Below are 18,926 nucleotides of genomic sequence, written 5' to 3'. Positions count from 1 at the left end.
ATGGCGCTTCTGTTGTTTCTGACGAGTCAACTTCATGAGAACGGAATCGACACCTCTGGACAAGGTTGCCCGCATCGAGGCCATCCTGGCCCTGATCCCGACCGGTCGCGTGGTGAGCTATGGCCAGGTCGCCGATCTCGCCGGCCTGCCCGGGCGGGCTCGCCTGGTGGGAAAAGTATTGCGGGAGACCGACAAGACACTGCCCTGGCACCGGGTGCTGGGGGCGGCGGGCACCATATCGCTGCCAAAGGGATCGGCGGGGTTCGACAGGCAGGCGGGGCTATTGCAGGAGGAGGGGGTGCCGGTGATCGGCGGGCGGGTCAGGATGCGGGAGTGGCAGTGGCAGCCCGATCTCGCCGAGCTGCTGTTTCTGCTCCCCTTCTAGGGACTCCCTGCCGGGAGTCCCTCAGGGTTGCTAGTCGCCCACCAGAGGCCCCAGGATGTCATCGCTGCGCACCTGCACCGGGATGGTTTCGTCCTCCCGTTGCAACAAGACCAGCAGACTCTGCCTGTCCACCTCCAGCACATAGGCCGTCCCTTCCCGCGTCAGGCAGGTCATGCCCGGCCGGATATCCTGTATCTCCATGACAACCTCCGTGTCTTGCACTGCCATCCATGCAGCCCTTCCAGTATACCGCCATCTCCCAATGAAGAGGCCCCTCGCAAGGGGCCTCTTTCGTCATTGTGTGACCGGAAACGGGTCAGGATTTCTTCGCCTTGGGCAGGCTCTCCTGCCATTTTCCGTTGTCGTAATGGGCCGTCCAGCCGGTCGCCTTGCCGTTCACCTCGGTCATCACGTACTGCTCCTTGCTCTTGCGGCTGAAGCGCACCACGGAGGCGTTTCCGTCAGGATCTGACGCCGGGGCGTCCGCCAGGTACTGGTGCTTGGGGGAGAGGCGGTCGCGGAAGCGCTTGAGCTCCTCAACCAGAGGCGCACGAGTCTCACGTGACTTGGGGAAGTTGCTGGCGGCGAGGAACAGACCCGCCGCGCCGTCCCGCAGCACGAAGTGGGCGTCGGACTGGGTGCACTTGAGCTCCGGCAGCGGCACCGGATCCTCCTTCGGCGGCGCGATGTCGCCGTTTTTCAGGATCTTGCGGGTGTTCTTGCAGCTCTCGTTGGTGCAGCCCATGTACTTGCCGAAGCGCCCGTTCTTGAGCTGCATCTCGGATCCGCAGCGATCGCACTCTATGCTCGGCCCTTCGTAGCCCTTGAGCTTGAACTGGCCCTGCTCCACCTCGTAGCCGTCGCAGTCCGGGTTGCGGCCGCAGACGTGGAGCTTGCGGCTGTCGTCGATGATGTAGGCGTCCATGGCGGTGCCGCAGATGCCGCAGCGGTGCTTGGCGCGCAGGGCGTCGGTTTCCGCCTCGTCCCCGTCGGTGGCGGAGACGAACTCGTCCGCGCTGACCAGGTTGATGGTCTTCTTGCAACGCTCCTTGGGCGGCAGGGCATAGCCGGAGCAGCCGAGGAAGACGCCGGTGGTGGCGGTACGGATGCCCATCTTGCGGCCGCAGTCCGGGCAGTCGATGTCGGTCAGCACCATCTGGTTGGCGCGCATGCCGCCTTCCTCATGGGGCTTGTCGGCCTGCTCCAGCTCCTGGGTGAACTCGGCGTAGAAGGCGTCCAGCACCTTCTTCCACTCCAGGCTCCCTTCGGCGATGCCGTCGAGCTTGTCCTCCATCTTGGCGGTGAACTCGTAGTTCATCAGCTCGACGAAGTTCTCCACCAGGCGGTCGGTGACGATCTCCCCCATCTTCTCGGCGAAGAAGCGGCGGCTCTCGACCCGCACATAGCCGCGGTCCACTATGGTGGAGATGATGGAGGCGTAGGTGGACGGACGGCCGATGCCGCGCTTCTCCAGCTCGCGCACCAGGGCCGCTTCGGTGAAGCGGGCGGGCGGCTTGGTGAAGTGCTGGCGCGGATCCAGCTTGACCAGTTTCAGCACCTCGCCGACGGTCACCGCCGGCAGCTGGCTGTCTTCGCCCTTGCGGCCCATGGGCGGCAGCGCCTTGGTCCAGCCGGCGAAGCGCAGGGTGCGACCGCGGGCCTTGAGCTCGAACTCGCCCGCCTTGACGGTCAGGGTGGAGGAGTCGTACTGGGCCGGAGTCATCTGGCAGGCGACAAACTGGCGCCAGATGAGGTCATAGAGCCGCATGGCGTCCGGCTCCATCCCTTCCAGCATCTCGGCGGTCACCTGGACGCTGGAGGGGCGGATCGCCTCGTGGGCCTCCTGGGCGTTGGCCTTGGCACCGTACAGGTTCGGCTCGGACGGCAGATAAGCCGCGCCATACTGCTCGCCGATGTATTCCCGCACCGCGTCCACCGCCTCTTTGCTGAGGTTGGTGGAGTCGGTACGCATATAGGTGATGTAACCCGCTTCATAGAGGCGCTGGGCCATCATCATGGTCTTCTTGACCCCGAAGCTCAGGCGGGTGGAGGCGGCCTGTTGCAGGGTGGAGGTGATGAAGGGAGCGGACGGCTTGGAGCCGGTCGGCTTGTCTTCCCGGCTCACCACCTTGTAGTCGACCCCTTCCAGGGCCGCCACGGCGGCGAAGGTCTCGGCCTGGGTCACCGGCTTGAAGTCGGCCCCGTTGCGGCTGACCACCTCCATGCGCAGCTCGCTCTTGTCGCCGGTCAGCAGATCGGCGTTCAGATCCCAGAACTCCACCGGCACGAAGGCCTTGATCTCGCGCTCCTTGTCGACGATGAGGCGCACCGCGACGGACTGCACCCGACCGGCGGAGAGACCCCGGGCCAGCTTCTTCCAGAGCAGCGGCGAGACCATGTAACCCACCACCCGGTCGAGGAAACGACGGGCCTGCTGGGCGTTGACGCGGTGGATGTTCAGCTCGGACGGCTGGGCAAACGCCTCCTGGATGGCGCTCTTGGTGATCTCGTTGAACACCACGCGCTTGTAGCGGCTGTCGTCGCCACCGATGATCTCGCGCAGGTGCCAAGCGATCGCCTCCCCCTCTCTATCCAAGTCGGTTGCGAGATAGATGGTGTCGGCCTTGGCGGCCAGACTTTGCAACTCGCTGACCACCTTCTCCTTGCCGGGCAAAATCTGGTAGTTGGCCTGCCAGCCTGCGGTCGGGTTGATCCCCATCCGTGCGAACAGGGCGTTGCGATCCTTGGCCGCCTTCTCGGATTCGCTGAGCTTGATGCCGCGAATGACAGGTTTTTTGGGCGCCGTGCTGCCATTAGCGCTGGCGCTGCCGCTGGTCGGCAGATCGCGCACATGGCCTACGCTGGATTTCACCACGTAGTCCTTGCCCAAATATTTGTTGATGGTCTTGGCCTTGGCCGGAGACTCCACTATGACCAGTGATTTGCCCATGCTGTAACTATTATCCTCATTGCACCCGACGGGGTTGGCGTGCGGTTTTGTGGGGCTGTATAAGAGATTTGACGGGAAAAAGCAATCTTGCGGGTCAATTTGCCCGACAGCCCGAACCGCCTCGTTTCTTTATTTATTAATGCGAAGCCGGGTCGCGGTAAGCAACCGCTTTTTTGTTTTTATGCTATATCCCCCCCTTTTTTAGATTGGAAATGACATATCCAGCCACCCTTGTGACATAAAAACCCACTCTGGTTATCAGCTTGTTACAAAGGATGAAATCTCTTTATAATGGCCACACGCCGCAGCTTTGTGCGCGGAAGGAACCGCTCCCCATATAAAAATCGAAAGGATGTCATCATGAAGCACTTCGAGGTCAACTTCGACGGCCTGGTCGGCCCCACCCACAACTACGCCGGCCTCTCCTATGGCAACGTCGCCTCCCAGAACAACGCCAAGGAGGCGTCCAATCCCAAGGAGGCGGCCAAGCAGGGGTTGCGCAAGATGAAGGCGCTGACCGAGCTCGGCATGGTGCAGGGGGTGCTGGCACCCCAGGAGCGGCCGGATCTGGCGACCCTGCGCCGCCTCGGCTTCACCGGCAACGATGCCAGCGTACTGGCTCAGGCCGCAAAACAGGCGCCCGCCGTGCTGGCCGCCTGTTACTCGGCCTCCAGCATGTGGACCGCCAACGCCGCCACCGTCTCCCCCAGTGCCGATACCCAGGATGGCCGCATCCATTTCACCCCCGCCAACCTGACCAACAAGTTCCACCGCTCCCTCGAGCCCGAGGTGACCGGCCGCATCCTGCGCGCCGTCTTCAACAACGATCGTCACTTCAGCCACCACCAGCATCTGCCGGAGAACGATCACTTCGGTGACGAGGGGGCCGCCAACCACACCCGGCTGTGCCGCGCCTATGGCGAGGCCGGGGTCGAGCTGTTCGTCTATGGCCGCAGCGCCTTCGACGTCTCCCGGCCCGCGCCCAAACGCTACCCGGCTCGCCAGACCCTGGAAGCCAGCCAGGCCATCGCCCGCCTGCACGGCCTCGGGGATGAGAGCGCCGTCTTTATCCAGCAAAATCCCGAGGTCATAGACCAAGGGGTGTTCCACAACGACGTGATCGCGGTGGGCAACCAGAACGTGCTCTTCTTCCACCAGCAGGCCTTCCTCCATACCGAGGCGGCCCTGGCCGAGGTGCGCACCAAGTTCGGCGAGGGGGATCTGCACTTCATCGAGGTCCCCACCAGCGAGGTGTCGGTGCAGGATGCGGTGAAGTCCTATCTGTTCAACACCCAGATCCTGACCCTGCCGTCCGGCGAGATGGCGATCATCGCCCCTACCGAATGCCGCGACAACCCGGCGGTGTCGGCCTATCTGGCCAGGCTGGTGACCCTGGGCACCCCGATCAAGGGGGTGCACTACATGGACGTGAAGCAGAGCATGAAGAACGGTGGCGGCCCCGCCTGCCTGCGGCTGCGGGTGGCCATGAACGACACCGAGCTCGCCGCGGTCAACCCGGCCTGCCTCATCAACGATGCCCAGTTTGCCCGCCTCGACAACTGGGTGGATCGCCACTACCGCGACAGCCTGACCCTGGACGATCTGCGCGACCCCTCCCTGGTGCTGGAGACCCGCACCGCCCTGGACGAGCTGACCCAGATCCTGAAACTCGGCTCCGTCTATCCGTTCCAGCGCTGAGCACAGGCTCGCAGCGAAGCCGCGACATCCGCATCAACAGAGAGCCGGGCAATGCCCGGCTCTCTTTTTTCACGCACTGTTAAGGCGCCTCAGCGCCAGGGGCTCTGCTGCCACAGGCGGCCGAGCGCCCCCTCCAGCCCCAGGGCGGCCTGGCGGCCCAGCTTCTGGGTCAGGCTCTTGGGCTTGCTGTAGCGAATGCCGACCACCTTGTGATGGCTGGCCTGGGCCAGCAGGTAGTCGTCGCTGGTGCAGAGCGCATCCACCAAGCCGAGCTGCTTGGCCTGGCTCGCCAGCCAGTGCTCGCCCGTGGTGACGGCGTCGATGTCGAGCGCCGGCCTGTGCTCGGCCACGAACGCCTTGAAACGCTCGTGGATGGCGCCCAGCTCCTCGCGAAACTTCTCCCGGCCCTGATCATCGTTCTCGCCGAACATGGTGATGGTGCGCTTGTACTGGCCAGCGGTGTGCATCTCGAACTCGATATCGTGCTTTTTCAGGAGCTTATTGAAGTTCGGCAGCTGGGCGATCACCCCGATGGAGCCGACGATGGCGAACGGGGCCGCCAGGATCTTGTCCGCGACGCAGGCCATCATGTAGCCGCCGCTCGCCGCCACCTTGTCGATGGCCACGGTGAGGGTGATGTCCTTGTCCCGCAGCCGCTGCAGCTGGGAGGCGGCCAAGCCATAGCCGTGCACCACGCCCCCGCCGGACTCGAGACGCAGCAGCACCTCGTCGCCTGGCCGGGCGACGCCGATCACCGCGCTCACCTCTTCCCGCAGGGAGGCCACCTCTCTGGCGTCCATGCTGCCGTGGAAGTCGATGACGAACAGCCGACTGCGCTCATCCTCGCTCCTGGCGCGGGCCTTGTGCTCGGCCTTGCGCGCCTTCTCCATCAGCTTGCGCTCGGCCTTGCCAGCCAGAGCCGATTGCAGCTGGTGACGCCCCTGCTCCAGCTCGCCGGAGAGATCGGTCACCATCAGCTCCCCCTTGCGCGCCTTCGGCTGGCGGCTGCTCGCCACCATCAGGATGACGGCGCCGATGGCCAGCAGGAAGGTGAGGGTCTTGGCCAGAAACAGGCCGTATTCGGTCAAAAATGCCACTTGATGCTCCGCTCTATGTCCGGTTTTTTCACATAGTAAGGAGTTTGGCTCCGGGGTGCAAAAACTCTGCCATGGCCCTGGCACCAGGGGAGGCGATCCGCGCTAGCGCCCTGTTTTCTTCACATTTTTGCCGTCTCATACTGGTCAACCGCCGGGCCGGATCAGTACACTTGCCTCCTCTATATTTCCGTCGCGCCAGCCGCCACGCATTGTTAACAGGAGTCCACATGCTCGATTATCAGGCCCCCCAGGATCTGCTCAAGGACAAGGTCATTCTGGTGACGGGCGCCGGTGACGGCATCGGCCGCGAAGCGGCGCTCACCTACGCGGCCCACGGCGCCACAGTGATCCTGCTCGGGCGCACCAGCGCCAAGCTGGAGGCGGTCTACGACCAGATCGAGGCCGCCGGCCACCCCCTGCCCGCCATAGTGCCGGTGGATCTGAAAGGGGCGACCAAGAGCCACTACCTTGGCATGGCCGAGACCTTCGCCCAGCAGTTCGGCCGCCTCGACGGCGTGCTGTTCAACGCCGGGCTGCTCGGTACTCTGTCGCCGTTCGAGCACATCCAGGAGCAGGAGTGGGACGAGGTGATGCAGGTCAACGTCAAGTCGGAATTCCTGCTGACCCAGGCGCTGCTGCCCCTCATTCGCCAGACCGCGAAGGAGCACGGCGAGGCCTCTATCGTCTACACCTCCTCCAGCGTGGGCCGCAGGGGGCGCGCCTACTGGGGCACCTACGCCATCTCCAAGTTTGCCATCGAGGGAATGATGGAGGTGCTGGCGGACGAGCTGGAGAACACCACTGTGCGGGTCAACACCCTGAACCCGGGCGGCACCCGCACCAGGATGCGGGCCAGCGCCTTCCCGGCGGAAGATCCCCAGACCCTGAAGACACCGGCCGACCTGATGCCGCTCTATCTCTATCTGATGGGACGGGACAGCCGGGGCCAGAGCGGCAAGACCTTCGTGGCCCAGCCCAAATAACCCAACAAACCGATCAGACAGGATTACATTGAAGAGGGGCGCTACCCGCGCCCTGTTGAATCCCATCGGTCCCCTGACAGGTTGCACTATGTTTCGTCCCAAGAGCACGTTTGAGCAATGGCGGATCTTTCAGGCCGTGGTGGACTGTGGCGGTTATGCCCAGGCCGCCGAGGCGCTGAACAAGAGCCAATCCTCCCTCAATCATGCGGTCGCCAAGCTGCAGCAGAGTCTGGGGCTGGCCCTGCTGGAGGTGCGGGGACGCAAGGCGGTGCTGACGCCGGCGGGGGAGATCTTCCTCAAGCGGGCCCGCCAGCTCAGCCAGCAGGTGGAGGAGCTGGAGAACCTGGCCAACAACCTGGAGCGCCAGTGGGAGCCGCAGATCAACCTCTATGTGTCGGTGTTGCAGCCGCGGGAGCGGCTCTACCGGGCGCTGGCCCACTTCCACCCCCGCAGCCGGGGTTGCCGCATCAACCTGCACGAGCGGATCCACTGCCACTTCAATGCGCTGCAACCCGGGGATCTGATGCTCTCCGAGCACCTGCCCCAGGATCGCACCGGCCTGCCCCTGGACGAGGTCTGTCTGCTGCCCCTGTGCGCGGCGACCCATCCCCTCGCCGGGCAGGAGGAGCCCGTCACCGCCGAGCAGCTCGCCAGCCACAACCAGATCAGCCTGCATCCCCCCATCCACCGCTCGGTGGACTGGAACGATGCGGACGACACCGGCTGGAAGGCAACCCACTATCACGAGGTGCTCAGCATGGTGCGCCTCGGTCTCGGTTACGCCTGGGTGCCCCGCCACCTGGTGCAGGAGGAGCTCGACGGCGGAGCCCTGGTGCGGCTCGATCTGGCCGGCGGCAGCGAGCGCTATCTCTACACCTACCTGCTCACCCCCTCCGTCGATGCCCTGGGCCCGGCGGCCGAGCTGCTGCTGCGCTGCCTGCGCAACGAATACCAGGGCGACAACGGCAAGTAAGCCCTCCCACACCCTCCTCAGGGCGGATCAGGCCCTAGACGTTGGGCACCCGCCAGCAGGCGGCCAGCGCAGCCAGCGCCAATGCGGTGGCCACCATAAAGACCCCGTGGAAACTCCAGATCTCCGCCACCGTCCCCGCGATGGCCCCCGCCATAATGGAGCCGGTGCGGATGCTGTTGGCGAACAGGGTGGTCGCCACCCCGGCGCGACCCGGCATCAGATCCTGGAAGTAGGACATGCCGATGCCGGCGACGATGCCGATGAAGATAGCATTGAGCAGTTGCAGCGCGATGAGCGCCGTCTGGCTCGACAGCGTCACCAGCCCCAGGTAGAAGCCCACCCCGGCCAGCACCGCCAGCAGCATCATGGGCCGCTTGCCGAAGCGCCGGGTGTAGTAGCCCGCCAGCAGCATGAAGGGGATCTCGAGGGCTGCCGCCGTGCCCATCAGGATCCCGGCCAGCTTCTCCTCCAGTCCCAGCTCGCGGGTGATGTAGAGCGGCATGTTGATGAGATACATGCTGTTGCAGGTCCACATCAGGGTGGAGGCGATGAACAGCGCCCGCACCGAGGGCATCCGCCAACTGCTGACCCGCTCCTGGCCTCCTCCCGATGCGGGCAGCGGCAGGGAGGGCAGCCAGCGCCAGACCACGAAGGCGCAGACCAGATAGGCGAAGGCCGAGGCGAGGTACATCACCTCGAAGCCGTAGCCGATGGCGAGCGCGAAGGCGGCCGGCGGCCCTATCACCCAGGCCAGGGAGAACTGGGCCCGCAGCACCGAGCTGAACATGTCGGCCCGTTTGTTGCGGCTGTCGGCGTATTCCCGCGCCAGGGCGAACAGCTGGGGGCTGGCGGTGGCGGTCAGGCTCGCCAGCACCACGCCGAGGCTCACCAGCAGCCAGTACTGGCGATTCCAGGCGAACAGCAGGGAGAGCACTATACCGGCGAAGCAGCAGCGCAGGATCAGCTGCTTGCGATCCCCCTTGCTGTCGGAGCGGTGACCGAGCCACTGGCTGATGAGGATGCCGATCACCGCGTTGACGGTGTAGAAGAGCCCCACCAGGAAGGGGCGCACCTGCACCTCTTCGGCCAGGAACAGGCTCAGGGTGGGCACCTGAAGCGCCACCGCTACCCCGGTCATGAAGGTCACGGCGAGAAACGAGAGAGAGACGGGATCCGGCCTCTTGCGGGCAGCACTCAGCAAACTCATGGAGACACCTAGATACGGACGCGAAAAGGGAGCCAGAAACGGGCGGGCACGGCTATGACGGCGGCTATTTTATGCCATTAAAAACAGCCACCTCAAGGGTTGCGAGGGCGCGTCCAAGTCCGTACATTGGAAGCCCATCCAGCGCCAGTACAAGGATTTAACATGTTTGATTTTGATCGGGAAATAGATCGCAGCGGCACCATGAGCCTGAAATGGGACAAGTACAAGGGCCAGGATGTGCTGCCCATGTGGGTGGCAGACACCGACTTCGTCTCTCCCCCCGCCATTCTCGAGGCGCTCACGAAGCGGGTCGCCCACGGCATCTTCGGCTATTCCCGCCCCTCTCCCCGGCTGATCGAACTCATCAAGACCCGCATGCAGCAGCGCTATGGCTGGACCATCCAGACCGAGTGGCTCGTCTTCCTGCCCGGCGTGGTGCCGGGGCTGAATCTCGCCTGCCGGGCCTGGAGCCAGCACGGTCGCGGCATCATCACCCCCAAGCCGGTCTACTATCCCTTCCTGCAGGCGCCGGGCTTCAACGACCGCCCCCTGCTCACCGTGCCCATGGTGGAAGAGGCCGGTCGCTGGGTGCTGGATCTGGAAGAACTGGAGCGCCAGGCGCCCAGCGCGGATCTGCTGCTGCTGTGCAACCCCCACAACCCGGGCGGTACCGTCTTCACTCGCGAGGAGCTGCTCGCCATCGACGCCATCGCCGAGCGCCACAACCTGGTGATCTGCTCAGACGAGATCCACTGCGACCTGTTGCTGGACAAGGACGCCCGCCACATCCCCTATGGCGCCCTGAGCCCGGCGGCGGCCGAGCGCAGCGCCGTCATGATGGCGCCGAGCAAGACCTTCAACATCGCGGGTCTGTGCTGCTCCTTCGCCGTGGTCCCCAACGCCCGCCTGCGCCTCAAGCTGCAGCAGGCGATGCGCGGCATCAGCGCCGACGTCAACCTGCTGGGTTTCGTGGCGGCCGAGGCGGCCTACGAGGGGGGAGAACAATGGCTCACCGAGCAGCTCGACTATCTGAGGGGCAACCTGGCGCTGATCGAGCAGGCGGTGGCCCGCTGGCCCGGCATCAAGCTGGCACGCCATCAGGCCACCTACCTCGCCTGGGTCGACGTGAGGGTCCTCGGCCTGGATGACCCCATCGCCTTCTTCGAGCAGGCCGGTGTGGGCCTCTCCCCCGGCGCCCAGTTTGGCGATGGCCAGTTCGTGCGCCTCAACTTCGGCTGCACCCGGGCGCGGCTGACCGAAGCCCTGTCGCGCATGGAGAAGGCCATCCTCCAGGCGCGCCGCTGATGGCAAGGGGTGGCGGCCGTTTCGCCGCCCCCGGACCTGAAATGGTGAAAGCCATTCAGCTTCCCATCCGATACAGATAAGATGAGATTCATGACGGGATGAGCCTGGCTCATCCTCTTTTCAGCCACGGTTCCGGTTCACTATGCGCCCATTCGCCCTGTTTTCCATGCTGCGCCTGTCGCGCTTCGCCCTGCCCTGGCTGGCGACCATGCTGGCCCAGCCCCTCCTGGCCGCCCCCGCCTACGTGACCATAGGCACGGGGGCGCTCAACGGTGTCTACTACCCCACGGGAGGCGCCATCTGCCGCCTGCTGAACGAGGAGAGCGCCCGCCACGGCGTGCACTGCACGGTGCAGAGCACCTCGGGCTCCCTCGCCAACCTGGCGGCGCTCGCCAAGGGAGACATCCAGCTGGCCCTGGTGCAGTCCGATGTGCTCCACCACGCGGTCCACGGCAGCGGTCCCTTCTCGGGCCAGCCCTCCTGGGATCAACTGCGCAGCCTGCTGCGACTCCACAAGGAGTCCCTGACCCTGCTCGCCAGCGCCACCAGCAACATCACCACCCTGGCGGACATCAAGGGAAAACGGGTCGACCTCGGCGCCCCCAACTCGGGGGACAGGATCACCAGCCGGGCACTGCTCGATGCCATGGGCTGGCAGGCCACCGACTTCACCCTGCCAGCGGTGGCATCCCCGGGCAACCGGCTGGAGGGGCTCTGCAACGACACCCTGGATGCCGCCTTCGTGGTCGCCGGTCACCCCAACCAGGGCATCGGCGATCTCACCGGTCGCTGCAAGGCCCGTCTCATCCCCATCGAGGGGGAGCAGATAGACAGGCTGCTCGAGCAGTATCCCTACTATGAGCGCAGCCGCATCGGCGCCAACCTCTATCCGGGGCAGACCAGCGGCGTCAATACCTTCGCCGTCACCGCCGAGCTGGTGGCGCAGGCCAGCCTGCCCGAGACCGAGGTACGCACCCTGCGCGACGTGCTGAGCGAGCGCCTCAAGCAGTTCACTCGCCTGCACCCGGCCCTCACCACCCTCACCTGGGAGGGGATGCAGGCGGGAGATCTGGCCCCGCTCCACCCAGGCATGCTGGATGCCGCGCCAACGCCGGTCCTGCCACCGGACAGCCTCACGGCGTCGGGGGCCGGGGCGACCTCGGGCGCCCAGCCCACCGGGCTCCCGGCTCCCACCAGCGCGGCCACACCGCTGGAAGGGGCAGACACCCAGCCGGAACAGCCTTCCGGAGCCACCCTGCCGGCCAGCTCGGCGGCAGCGCCCACGGGGACGGCCCCGGCACTGACCGATCTCCCCTCCCAGGGGAGCGCCGTGATGACGCCTGACGCGCTGCCCGCCCCCATCAGCCCCACCCCGTCGGCGGCGCAGGCGAGCGACCAGGCCGACCCCGCAGCCTCCCGACCAGACGGCGCCGCCGAGGGGAAGGAGACGCCCGCCCAGTGACGGGCACCGGATATACGAGAGGCCACCCCAGGGTGGCCTCTCTTCGTTTCAGCGGTGGCAGCGGTTCTGGCTCAGGCCTTGGCGGCCGGCAGCAGCGCCGGGCTCTGGATCTCCTCCTCCACCCAGTGCAGCAACTGCTTGATGGCCCGCGACAGCACCTGGTTCTGGCGCACCACATACCCCAGGCTGGTGCCGGGAAAGTCGGTGAGCCGGGTCACGGGGGCGGTCAGCTTGAGCCTGGGGTGAAGGGAGAAATCCGGCACTATGGCGACGCCAAAGCCCGCCTCGGCCCAGTCGAGCTGGGCATCCACGCTCCCCACCTCCATGATGCGGCAGCTCGGCAGACCGAGCAGGGGCAATGAGGGGTCGATCAGCGCCCGGGTCCGGGTGTCGTGTCCCAGCAGGATCAGGGTCGGCTCGTCCAGAGGATCGCTCTCCCCCGAGCTGGCCCGCGCCTGCCAGCGGGCCAGGCCGTGCCCCAGGGCACACCAGGTCACCTGCTGCAACTCGGTGTAGAAGAGCGGTTCGCTGCGCTTTTGCGCCATCACGAAGCCCAGATCCGCCTTGCCCGCCCGCACCAGATCCGCCGCCTGATCCGAGGTGGTGTTGAACAGGGTGAGGTCGATGCCGGGGAAGGCCTGCTTGAAGCGCTGGAACGGCTGGATCAGCAGCAGGCGCGAGATGATGTCGCTGGCAGCGATGGCGAGCGTCCCCTGGCTCAACTGGCTCAGGGCATTGAGATCGGACTGACAGAGCTGCAGCTCGTTGATGGCGCGCTCGGCGCTTTGCAGCAGCCGCTCCCCCGCCTGGGTCAGGCGAAACGGGCTGCGCTCCACCAGCTTGACCCGGGTCGCCTGCTCCAGGTTCTTGAGGTGCAGGCTGACATTGGGCTGGGTCATGTGCAGTTCGGTGGCCGTCTGGCCGAAGTGCTGCAACCGGGCCAGGGTGACGAAGGTGTGCAGCCAGTGAATGTCCAGCATGGGGGTCCTCTTCTCCCGGGGTCGGTGGCAGGGCCAGCGCCGCCGGGGCACGGGCACCACGGAAGGGAGCGCGTTGTCGATAATTGCACCGTAATTATATGACTCTCTTATCGGAATTATAAAGATAATTAATTTTTCTAATCCTCACGGGACTCCTAGGATGAACGCCTAACGTCTTAGGAGAAAGAGTCATGTCGTCTATCGTAGTCGTAGGTGCTAACTGGGGTGATGAGGGCAAGGGCCGCATCGTCGATTATCTGGCAGGCCAGGCTGGCGCCAGCATTCGTTTCCAGGGCGGCAACAACGCCGGCCACACCGTGGTCAACGATCTGGGCACCTTCAAGCTGCACCAGGTGCCGAGCGGCGTCTTCAACCCGGATTGCCTGGTGGTGCTGGGCCCCGGCATGGTGATCAGCCCCGAGAAGCTCACCGTCGAGCTGGAAGAGGTCAAGGCCTCCGGCGTCACTCCCAAGCTCGCCATCTCTGACCGTGCCACCCTCTGCCTGCCGCTGCATGCGCTGGAAGACACCCTGGAAGAGCAACGCCTGGGTGACGGCGCCTACGGCTCCACCCGTCAGGGCATTGCCCCGGCTTACGGTGATCGGGTCATGAAAAAGGCGATCCTGGTGGGCTGGCTGAAACAGCCGGACGTGCTGGTCGAGCGCATCCAGTTCATGCTGGACTGGAAGCTGCCGCAGATGAAGGCTCTCTATCCTGACTTCACATTCACCCAGACTGCCCAGGAGATGGCCGACTGGCTGCTGGAAGTGTCCGCTCCCTGGATTGACGCCGTCTGCAACGTCAGCATGCCCCTCAAGGCGCTGCAGGCCGAAGGCAAGACCCTGCTGTTCGAAGCCCAGCTGGGCGCCGGCCGTGATCTCATCTACGGCGAGTACCCCTGGGTCACTTCCTCCCACGTGTCCGGCGCCTACGCCGGCATCGGTGGCGGTCTGCCGGGCCTGCGCCCGGAGCGCGTCATCGCCGTGGCCAAGGCGTTCAGCTCCTCCGTCGGTACCGGCACCCTGCTGACCGCCATGGAGAACCAGGACGAGTTCCGCAAGATCACCAACGAGTTCGGCGCCACCACAGGTCGTCCCCGTGACGTGGGCTACTTCGATGCCGTCGCCACCAAGAACGGCGTCGAGCTGCAGGCCGCCACCGAAGTGGCCCTGACCAAGCTGGACTGCCTGACCGGTCTGCCGGATCTGAAGATCTGCGTGGCCTACGAAGGGGCTCACACCGAGAACCCGATCTGGCCGCAGACCGCCGCCCTCACCCCCGTCTACGAGAAGATGGAGAGCTGGAGCGAAGACATCAGCGGCTGCCGCACCTTCGACGAGCTGCCCAAGGCGGCCCAGGACTACGTGCTGCGCATCGAAGCCCTGCTGGGCGTGCCGGTGCCCATGGTCTCCGTCGGCCCGGGCCGTGACGAGATGATCCTGCGCTAAGCAGCGCTCCGCGCATAAAAACCGGCATCCCTGGATGCCGGTTTTTTTATGCCCTTTGAAAAAGCACCGAACGACTCACAAAAACCGCTTCAAAGGCATGATTTGAGCCATAGGGGCACTCTGTTTTGAACCGGCCCCCTTAGAGTGAACTCCTTATTCACACAAGGAGTGCACACCATGAGATCCCCCATCACCACCCTGCTGCCCCTGCTCTACCTGACCGCCCTGCCCGCCCTGCCCGCCGGCGCCATGACCCTGAAGAGTACCGACATCCGCGAGGGGGAACCCATGGACAAGGTCTTCAGCTTCAACGGCTTTGGCTGCAGCGGCGAGAACCGCTCCCCCCAGCTGAGCTGGCAGAACCTGCCCGCCGGCACCCAGAGCATCGCCATCACCGCCTATGATCCGGACGCTCCCACCGGCAGCGGCTGGTGGCACTGGCTGGTGGTGAACCTGCCGGCCAGCCAGCACGAGTTGCCGAGCAACGCCTCCGGCAAGCTCAAGCAGGGGCTGGAGCTTGGCACCGACTACGGCACCCAGGGTTATGGCGGCCCCTGCCCACCCGCGGGTCACGGCATGCATCGCTACCAGTTCACCGCCTGGGCCCTGCCCGGGGCGCTGGAGGTGAAGGCCAACACCCCGCCCGCCATGGTAGGCTACATGCTCAACAGCCAGGCCCTTGGCAAGGCCACCCTGACCGCCACCTTCACCACCCCCTAGGAGCCCGCCGGATGAGCACGCCCCTGCTGCAACTGAATCACTACTTCGGGATCCGCCAGCAGCCCCTGCGCCGGGTGCTCATCTATGCGCCGACCCTCATCTGGGTGCAGCAGGGCCGCAAGCAGCTGTGGTGGCGGGAGCAACGCCTGTCGTTTGACAAGGAGAGCTGGCTGCTGATCCCGGCGGGTCACCGGCTCACCTTCGTCAACCAGCCGGAGCAGGGCACGTTTCGCTCCCAGGCGCTCACCCTGCTGGCCCCGCCACCGGCCGAGTGGCTGACAGGGAGCGCCCTCGATCTCCTCAAGCCACCGGCCATCAGGGTGAATCCGGCCCTCGCCTTCTGCTTCGATCTCGTCACCACCATGGCGGACCGGCAGCTCTGCGAGGCGGCCCAGACCCGGCTGCTGCAAGGGTTTTATGGCGAGCTCAGGGAAGCGGGGGGCCTTGGACTGCTCTTTCCCGCCACTACCATGACCCTGGGGGAGCGGCTGGCCCGCTACCTCAGCGTGGAGCCGGGCTGCGATCACCGGCTGGAGACGGTGGCGACCCACTTCGCCATGAGCCGCGCCTCCCTGGTCCGCAAGCTGGCCGCCGAGGGGCGCAGCTTTCGCCAGGTGCTGACCCAGGTGCGCCTGGGTCATGCCCTCACCCTGCTGCAACAGGGGTTCAATCCGCTTCAGACCGCCCTCGCCTGCGGTTACGACTCCCCCGGCCGCTTTGCCGCGCGCTTCAAGGAGGAGTTCGGCCTGACCCCCTATCAATACCTGCGAACCTGCCACGGGAGTCCTGCCGCTCGCCAGGTGGAAGGACGCTGAGCGCCCCTCTCCTTTGCATGGCACCGAACGCCATGCCGACCCCAAAAACAAGAAGGCCTCCGCAAGGGAGGCCTTCTTCATGGCGGTGTGACGCGCAAGGAACTTACTTGACGGTCACCCTGGCAAACTTGCGCTTGCCGACCTGGTAGACGGCGGTGCCGGCACCGATGAGTGCCTTGCCATCTTCCAGCTTCTCGCCATCAACCTTCACCGCACCCTGCTTGATCATGCGCAGCGCCTCGGAGGTGGTGGCCACCAGATCGGCATCTTTCAGCAGGTTGGCGATGGCCAGCCCGTCCCCTTCCAGGGCCAGCTCGACCTCCGGCATCTCGTCCGGGATGGCGTTCTTGGAGAAACGCTGGGTGAAGTCTTCGTGGGCCGCCTCGGCCGCCGCGGCGTCGTGGTAGCGGGCGATGATCTCCTTGGCCAGCCAGATCTTCACGTCGCGGGGGTTCAGGGTACCGGCGGCGATGCCGGCCTTGAACTCTTCGATTTCAGCCAGCGGACGGAAGGAGAGCAGCTCGTAGTAGTTCCACATCAGATCGTCGGTGATGGACATGATCTTGCCGAACATCTCCCCCGGGGCGTCGTGTACGCCGATGTAGTTGGCGGCGGACTTGGACATCTTCTTGACGCCGTCCAGGCCCACCAAGAGCGGCATCATCAGCACGCACTGGGTCGCCATGCCGGCATCTTTTTGCAGCTCGCGGCCCATCAGCAGGTTGAACTTCTGGTCGGTACCGCCGAGCTCGACGTCCGCCTTCAGCGCGACTGAGTCATAGCCTTGCAGCAGCGGATAGAGGAATTCGTGAATGGCGATGGACTGGCCGTTGCTGTAGCGCTTCTTGAAGTCGTCGCGCTCCATCATGCGGGCCACGGTCTGCTTGGCCGCCAGCTTGATCATGCCGGTCGCGCCCAGCTCGCTCAGCCAGGTGGAGTTGTACTCGATGCGGGTCTTGGCCGGGTCCAGGATCTTGAACGCCTGCTCGGCATAGGTGAGGGCGTTGTGCTTGATGGCCTCTTCGGAGAGCGGCGGACGGGTGGCGTTCTTGCCGGAGGGATCCCCCACCATGGCGGTGAAGTCGCCGATCAGCAGGATCACTTCGTGGCCCAGATCCTGGAAGGTCTTCAGCTTGTTCAGGATCACGGTATGACCCAGGTGGATGTCCGGCGCGGTCGGGTCCATCCCCAGCTTGATGCGCAGCGGGCGCCCTTCCTTCAACTTGGCGACCAGTTCTTCTTCAACCAGAATTTCTTCCGCTCCGCGCTTGATCTCGGCTAGCGCCACCTCGAGCTGGGACATTTTTTGACTCTCCAATCACGATTCCACAGGGCCAGACATATTACTGGAATGGCGGGCCAATTGGAAAGGCGGTAAACTCCGACCTTCTTCTGGGTTCAACTTCGTCTGCTTCTCATGGTCCTTTGGCACGCCTTCAATTCTCTTCCTACCTGGCACCGCAAGATGGTGCTGATCCTGAGCATCATGATCATGATGCTGGCCGCCTGGCCAAGCGAACAGGCAGTCGCCACCCGGGTCGATGACAACGACAACGAGCTGGCCGTCGAGCAGCGGGTCGACGAAGAGGCGCTGCTGGCCCGGGCCGAGCCCGTCACTCCGCCCAAGCCGAGCTATGTCACCAAACAGGTGAAGGTGCGCCGCGGCGACAACATGCAGGTCATCTTCCAGCGCCTCGGCCTCAGCGCCAGCGATCTCTACCTCATCGCCCAGCTGGAGGCCACCAACCCATTGCGAACCCTGCAACCCGGCCAGGAGCTCACCTTCAAGCTCACCAGGAACGGGGATCTGCACAGCCTCTACTACCCCCACAGCCTGGAGCAGGCGCTCAAGGTGAGCCGCAAGGCCGAGGGCTTCGTGGCCAGGCCGGTGAAGCTCGAGCTCGACACCCGCGAGCAGGTGGCCAGGGGGGAGATCCGCTCCAGCTTCTGGGGCGCCGCCGTCGAGGCGGGCATGACCGAGGACCAGATCATGGATCTCGCCGCCATCTTCGGCTGGGACATCGACTTCGCCCAGGACCTGCAACCGGGCGACAGCTTCCGGGTGGTCTATCAGGACAAATATCAGGATGACGAGCGGGTCGCCTCCGGTGACATCCTGGCCGCCGAGTTCGTCAACCAGGGCGCCACCTATCGCGCCGTGCTGAACGAGGATGGCAACTACTACACCCCGGAAGGCAAGGCGATGCGCAAGAGCTTCCTGCGCGCGCCGGTCAACTTCAAATACATCAGCTCCAACTTCAACCCGCGCCGCCTGCACCCGGTCACCGGCAAGGTGCGCCCCCACAACGGCATCGACTATGTGGCGCCGGTGGGTACCCCCATCATGGCGGCGGGCTCAGGCAGCGTGGTGGCCGCCGGCTACAACCAGTTCAACGGCAACTACGTCTTCATCAAGCACGCCGGCAACTACGTCACCAAGTACCTGCATCTCTCCAAACGCACGGTCAACAAGGGACAGCGGGTCAAGCAGGGCCAGACCATAGGCCTGCTCGGCGGCACAGGCCGGGTCACGGGCCCGCACCTGCACTATGAATTCGTGGTCGGGGGCGTACACAAGAATCCGCGCACCCTCACCCTGCCCCAGGCCGAGACCCTCAGCGGTCGGGCGCTGGCCAACTTCAAGGCCCAGGCCATGCCCCAGCTGGCCAAGCTGGACAGCACCGAACTGCAGCTGGCCCAGAATAAACGGGACAGCAACGGCGGCTAAGGCCGGCCCGACTGCCGCAATTGGCCGTCATGGGGAGAGAACAAGGAGAAACCATGAGCGAGCGCTATATCGGATGGATGTCGGGAACCGTAACCAGGCATGGCATCGAGGCAGGCTTCCTTTCTCCTTGCATACGGGGATAAACCATGAGTGAGCGCTATTTCGGATGGATGTC

Annotated in this window: 16 protein-coding genes; 10 read left to right on the top strand and 6 right to left on the bottom strand. The window is 64.9% G+C overall.

The genetic code is table 11. The features are described from left to right. Positions 1-34: 34 nt before the first annotated feature. A complete protein-coding gene (locus I6L39_RS12465) occupies positions 35-385 on the top strand; it encodes an MGMT family protein (RefSeq protein ID WP_216989814.1) in 351 nt (116 codons plus the stop codon). A gap of 30 nt (positions 386-415) precedes the next feature. On the opposite strand, the gene I6L39_RS12460 is transcribed toward I6L39_RS12465, so the two are convergent. Together I6L39_RS12460 and topA are read right to left on the bottom strand one after the other, a co-directional pair. Next, a complete protein-coding gene (locus I6L39_RS12460; protein WP_167335713.1) occupies positions 416-586 on the bottom strand; it encodes a hypothetical protein in 171 nt (56 codons plus the stop codon). A gap of 115 nt (positions 587-701) precedes the next feature. Beyond that, on the bottom strand, positions 702-3,335 hold the full coding sequence (gene topA / locus I6L39_RS12455; protein ID WP_216989813.1) for a type I DNA topoisomerase: 2,634 nt from the start codon (positions 3,333-3,335) through the stop codon (positions 702-704). 360 nt (positions 3,336-3,695) lie between these two features. Between topA and astB the strand changes: the two genes are divergently transcribed. Beyond that, positions 3,696-5,033 carry an N-succinylarginine dihydrolase gene (gene astB, locus I6L39_RS12450; protein WP_216989812.1) on the top strand — a complete coding sequence of 446 codons (1,338 nt, stop codon included), beginning with the start codon at positions 3,696-3,698 and terminating at the stop codon, positions 5,031-5,033. 89 nt (positions 5,034-5,122) lie between these two features. Here astB and sohB read toward each other — a convergent pair whose 3' ends face one another. Next, complete coding sequence (gene sohB / locus I6L39_RS12445; protein ID WP_216989811.1) at positions 5,123-6,130, bottom strand: protease SohB; 1,008 nt, start codon at positions 6,128-6,130, stop codon at positions 5,123-5,125. 227 nt (positions 6,131-6,357) lie between these two features. Between sohB and I6L39_RS12440 the strand changes: the two genes are divergently transcribed. Continuing rightward, a complete protein-coding gene (locus I6L39_RS12440) occupies positions 6,358-7,113 on the top strand; it encodes a YciK family oxidoreductase (RefSeq protein WP_216989810.1) in 756 nt (251 codons plus the stop codon). Positions 7,114-7,201: 88 nt separating this feature from the next. Continuing rightward, positions 7,202-8,086 (top strand): LysR family transcriptional regulator, encoded by an 885-nt coding sequence (locus I6L39_RS12435; protein ID WP_042078121.1) that lies wholly within the window; start codon positions 7,202-7,204, stop codon positions 8,084-8,086. A 34-nt stretch (positions 8,087-8,120) separates the two neighbouring features. Here the strand turns inward: I6L39_RS12435 and I6L39_RS12430 are convergent, their stop codons facing one another. Next, on the bottom strand, positions 8,121-9,293 hold the full coding sequence (locus I6L39_RS12430; protein ID WP_042078120.1) for an MFS transporter: 1,173 nt from the start codon (positions 9,291-9,293) through the stop codon (positions 8,121-8,123). A gap of 162 nt (positions 9,294-9,455) precedes the next feature. Here I6L39_RS12430 and I6L39_RS12425 point away from each other — a divergent pair, with 162 nt between their 5' ends. Together I6L39_RS12425 and I6L39_RS12420 are read left to right on the top strand one after the other, a co-directional pair. Further along, positions 9,456-10,598: a MalY/PatB family protein gene (locus tag I6L39_RS12425; protein ID WP_216989809.1), complete on the top strand. Its 1,143-nt coding sequence runs from the start codon at positions 9,456-9,458 to the stop codon at positions 10,596-10,598. A gap of 142 nt (positions 10,599-10,740) precedes the next feature. Beyond that, positions 10,741-12,060, top strand: a complete 1,320-nt coding sequence (locus I6L39_RS12420) for a TAXI family TRAP transporter solute-binding subunit (protein WP_216989808.1) — start codon at positions 10,741-10,743, stop codon at positions 12,058-12,060. Positions 12,061-12,131: 71 nt separating this feature from the next. On the opposite strand, the gene I6L39_RS12415 is transcribed toward I6L39_RS12420, so the two are convergent. Beyond that, positions 12,132-13,040, bottom strand: coding sequence for a LysR family transcriptional regulator (locus I6L39_RS12415; RefSeq protein ID WP_042078116.1), 909 nt, complete (start codon positions 13,038-13,040; stop codon positions 12,132-12,134). 191 nt (positions 13,041-13,231) lie between these two features. On the opposite strand from I6L39_RS12415, the gene I6L39_RS12410 reads away from it, so the two are divergent. From I6L39_RS12410 to I6L39_RS12400, 3 genes are all read left to right on the top strand, one after another. Next, positions 13,232-14,488, top strand: coding sequence for an adenylosuccinate synthetase (locus tag I6L39_RS12410; RefSeq protein ID WP_216989807.1), 1,257 nt, complete (start codon positions 13,232-13,234; stop codon positions 14,486-14,488). Positions 14,489-14,665: 177 nt separating this feature from the next. Beyond that, the gene (locus I6L39_RS12405; protein ID WP_216989806.1) at positions 14,666-15,208 is read left to right on the top strand and encodes a YbhB/YbcL family Raf kinase inhibitor-like protein; all 543 of its coding nucleotides are present in this window, start codon (positions 14,666-14,668) and stop codon (positions 15,206-15,208) included. Positions 15,209-15,219: 11 nt separating this feature from the next. Further along, positions 15,220-16,023, top strand: coding sequence for a helix-turn-helix transcriptional regulator (locus I6L39_RS12400; RefSeq protein ID WP_216989805.1), 804 nt, complete (start codon positions 15,220-15,222; stop codon positions 16,021-16,023). A 103-nt stretch (positions 16,024-16,126) separates the two neighbouring features. Here I6L39_RS12400 and tyrS read toward each other — a convergent pair whose 3' ends face one another. Further along, a complete protein-coding gene (tyrS, locus tag I6L39_RS12395) occupies positions 16,127-17,326 on the bottom strand; it encodes a tyrosine--tRNA ligase (RefSeq protein ID WP_042078111.1) in 1,200 nt (399 codons plus the stop codon). Between the two features lie 114 nt (positions 17,327-17,440). Here tyrS and I6L39_RS12390 point away from each other — a divergent pair, with 114 nt between their 5' ends. Beyond that, a complete protein-coding gene (locus I6L39_RS12390) occupies positions 17,441-18,751 on the top strand; it encodes a peptidoglycan DD-metalloendopeptidase family protein (RefSeq protein ID WP_216989804.1) in 1,311 nt (436 codons plus the stop codon). Positions 18,752-18,926: the final 175 nt, after the last annotated feature.

It is taken from the genome of Aeromonas sp. FDAARGOS 1409, from assembly GCF_019048705.1.
Classification (GTDB): Bacteria; Pseudomonadota; Gammaproteobacteria; order Enterobacterales; family Aeromonadaceae; genus Aeromonas; species Aeromonas sanarellii.
The sequence above is the reverse complement of the archived record's forward strand: the minus strand, read 5'-3'. Positions and strand labels throughout refer to the sequence as shown.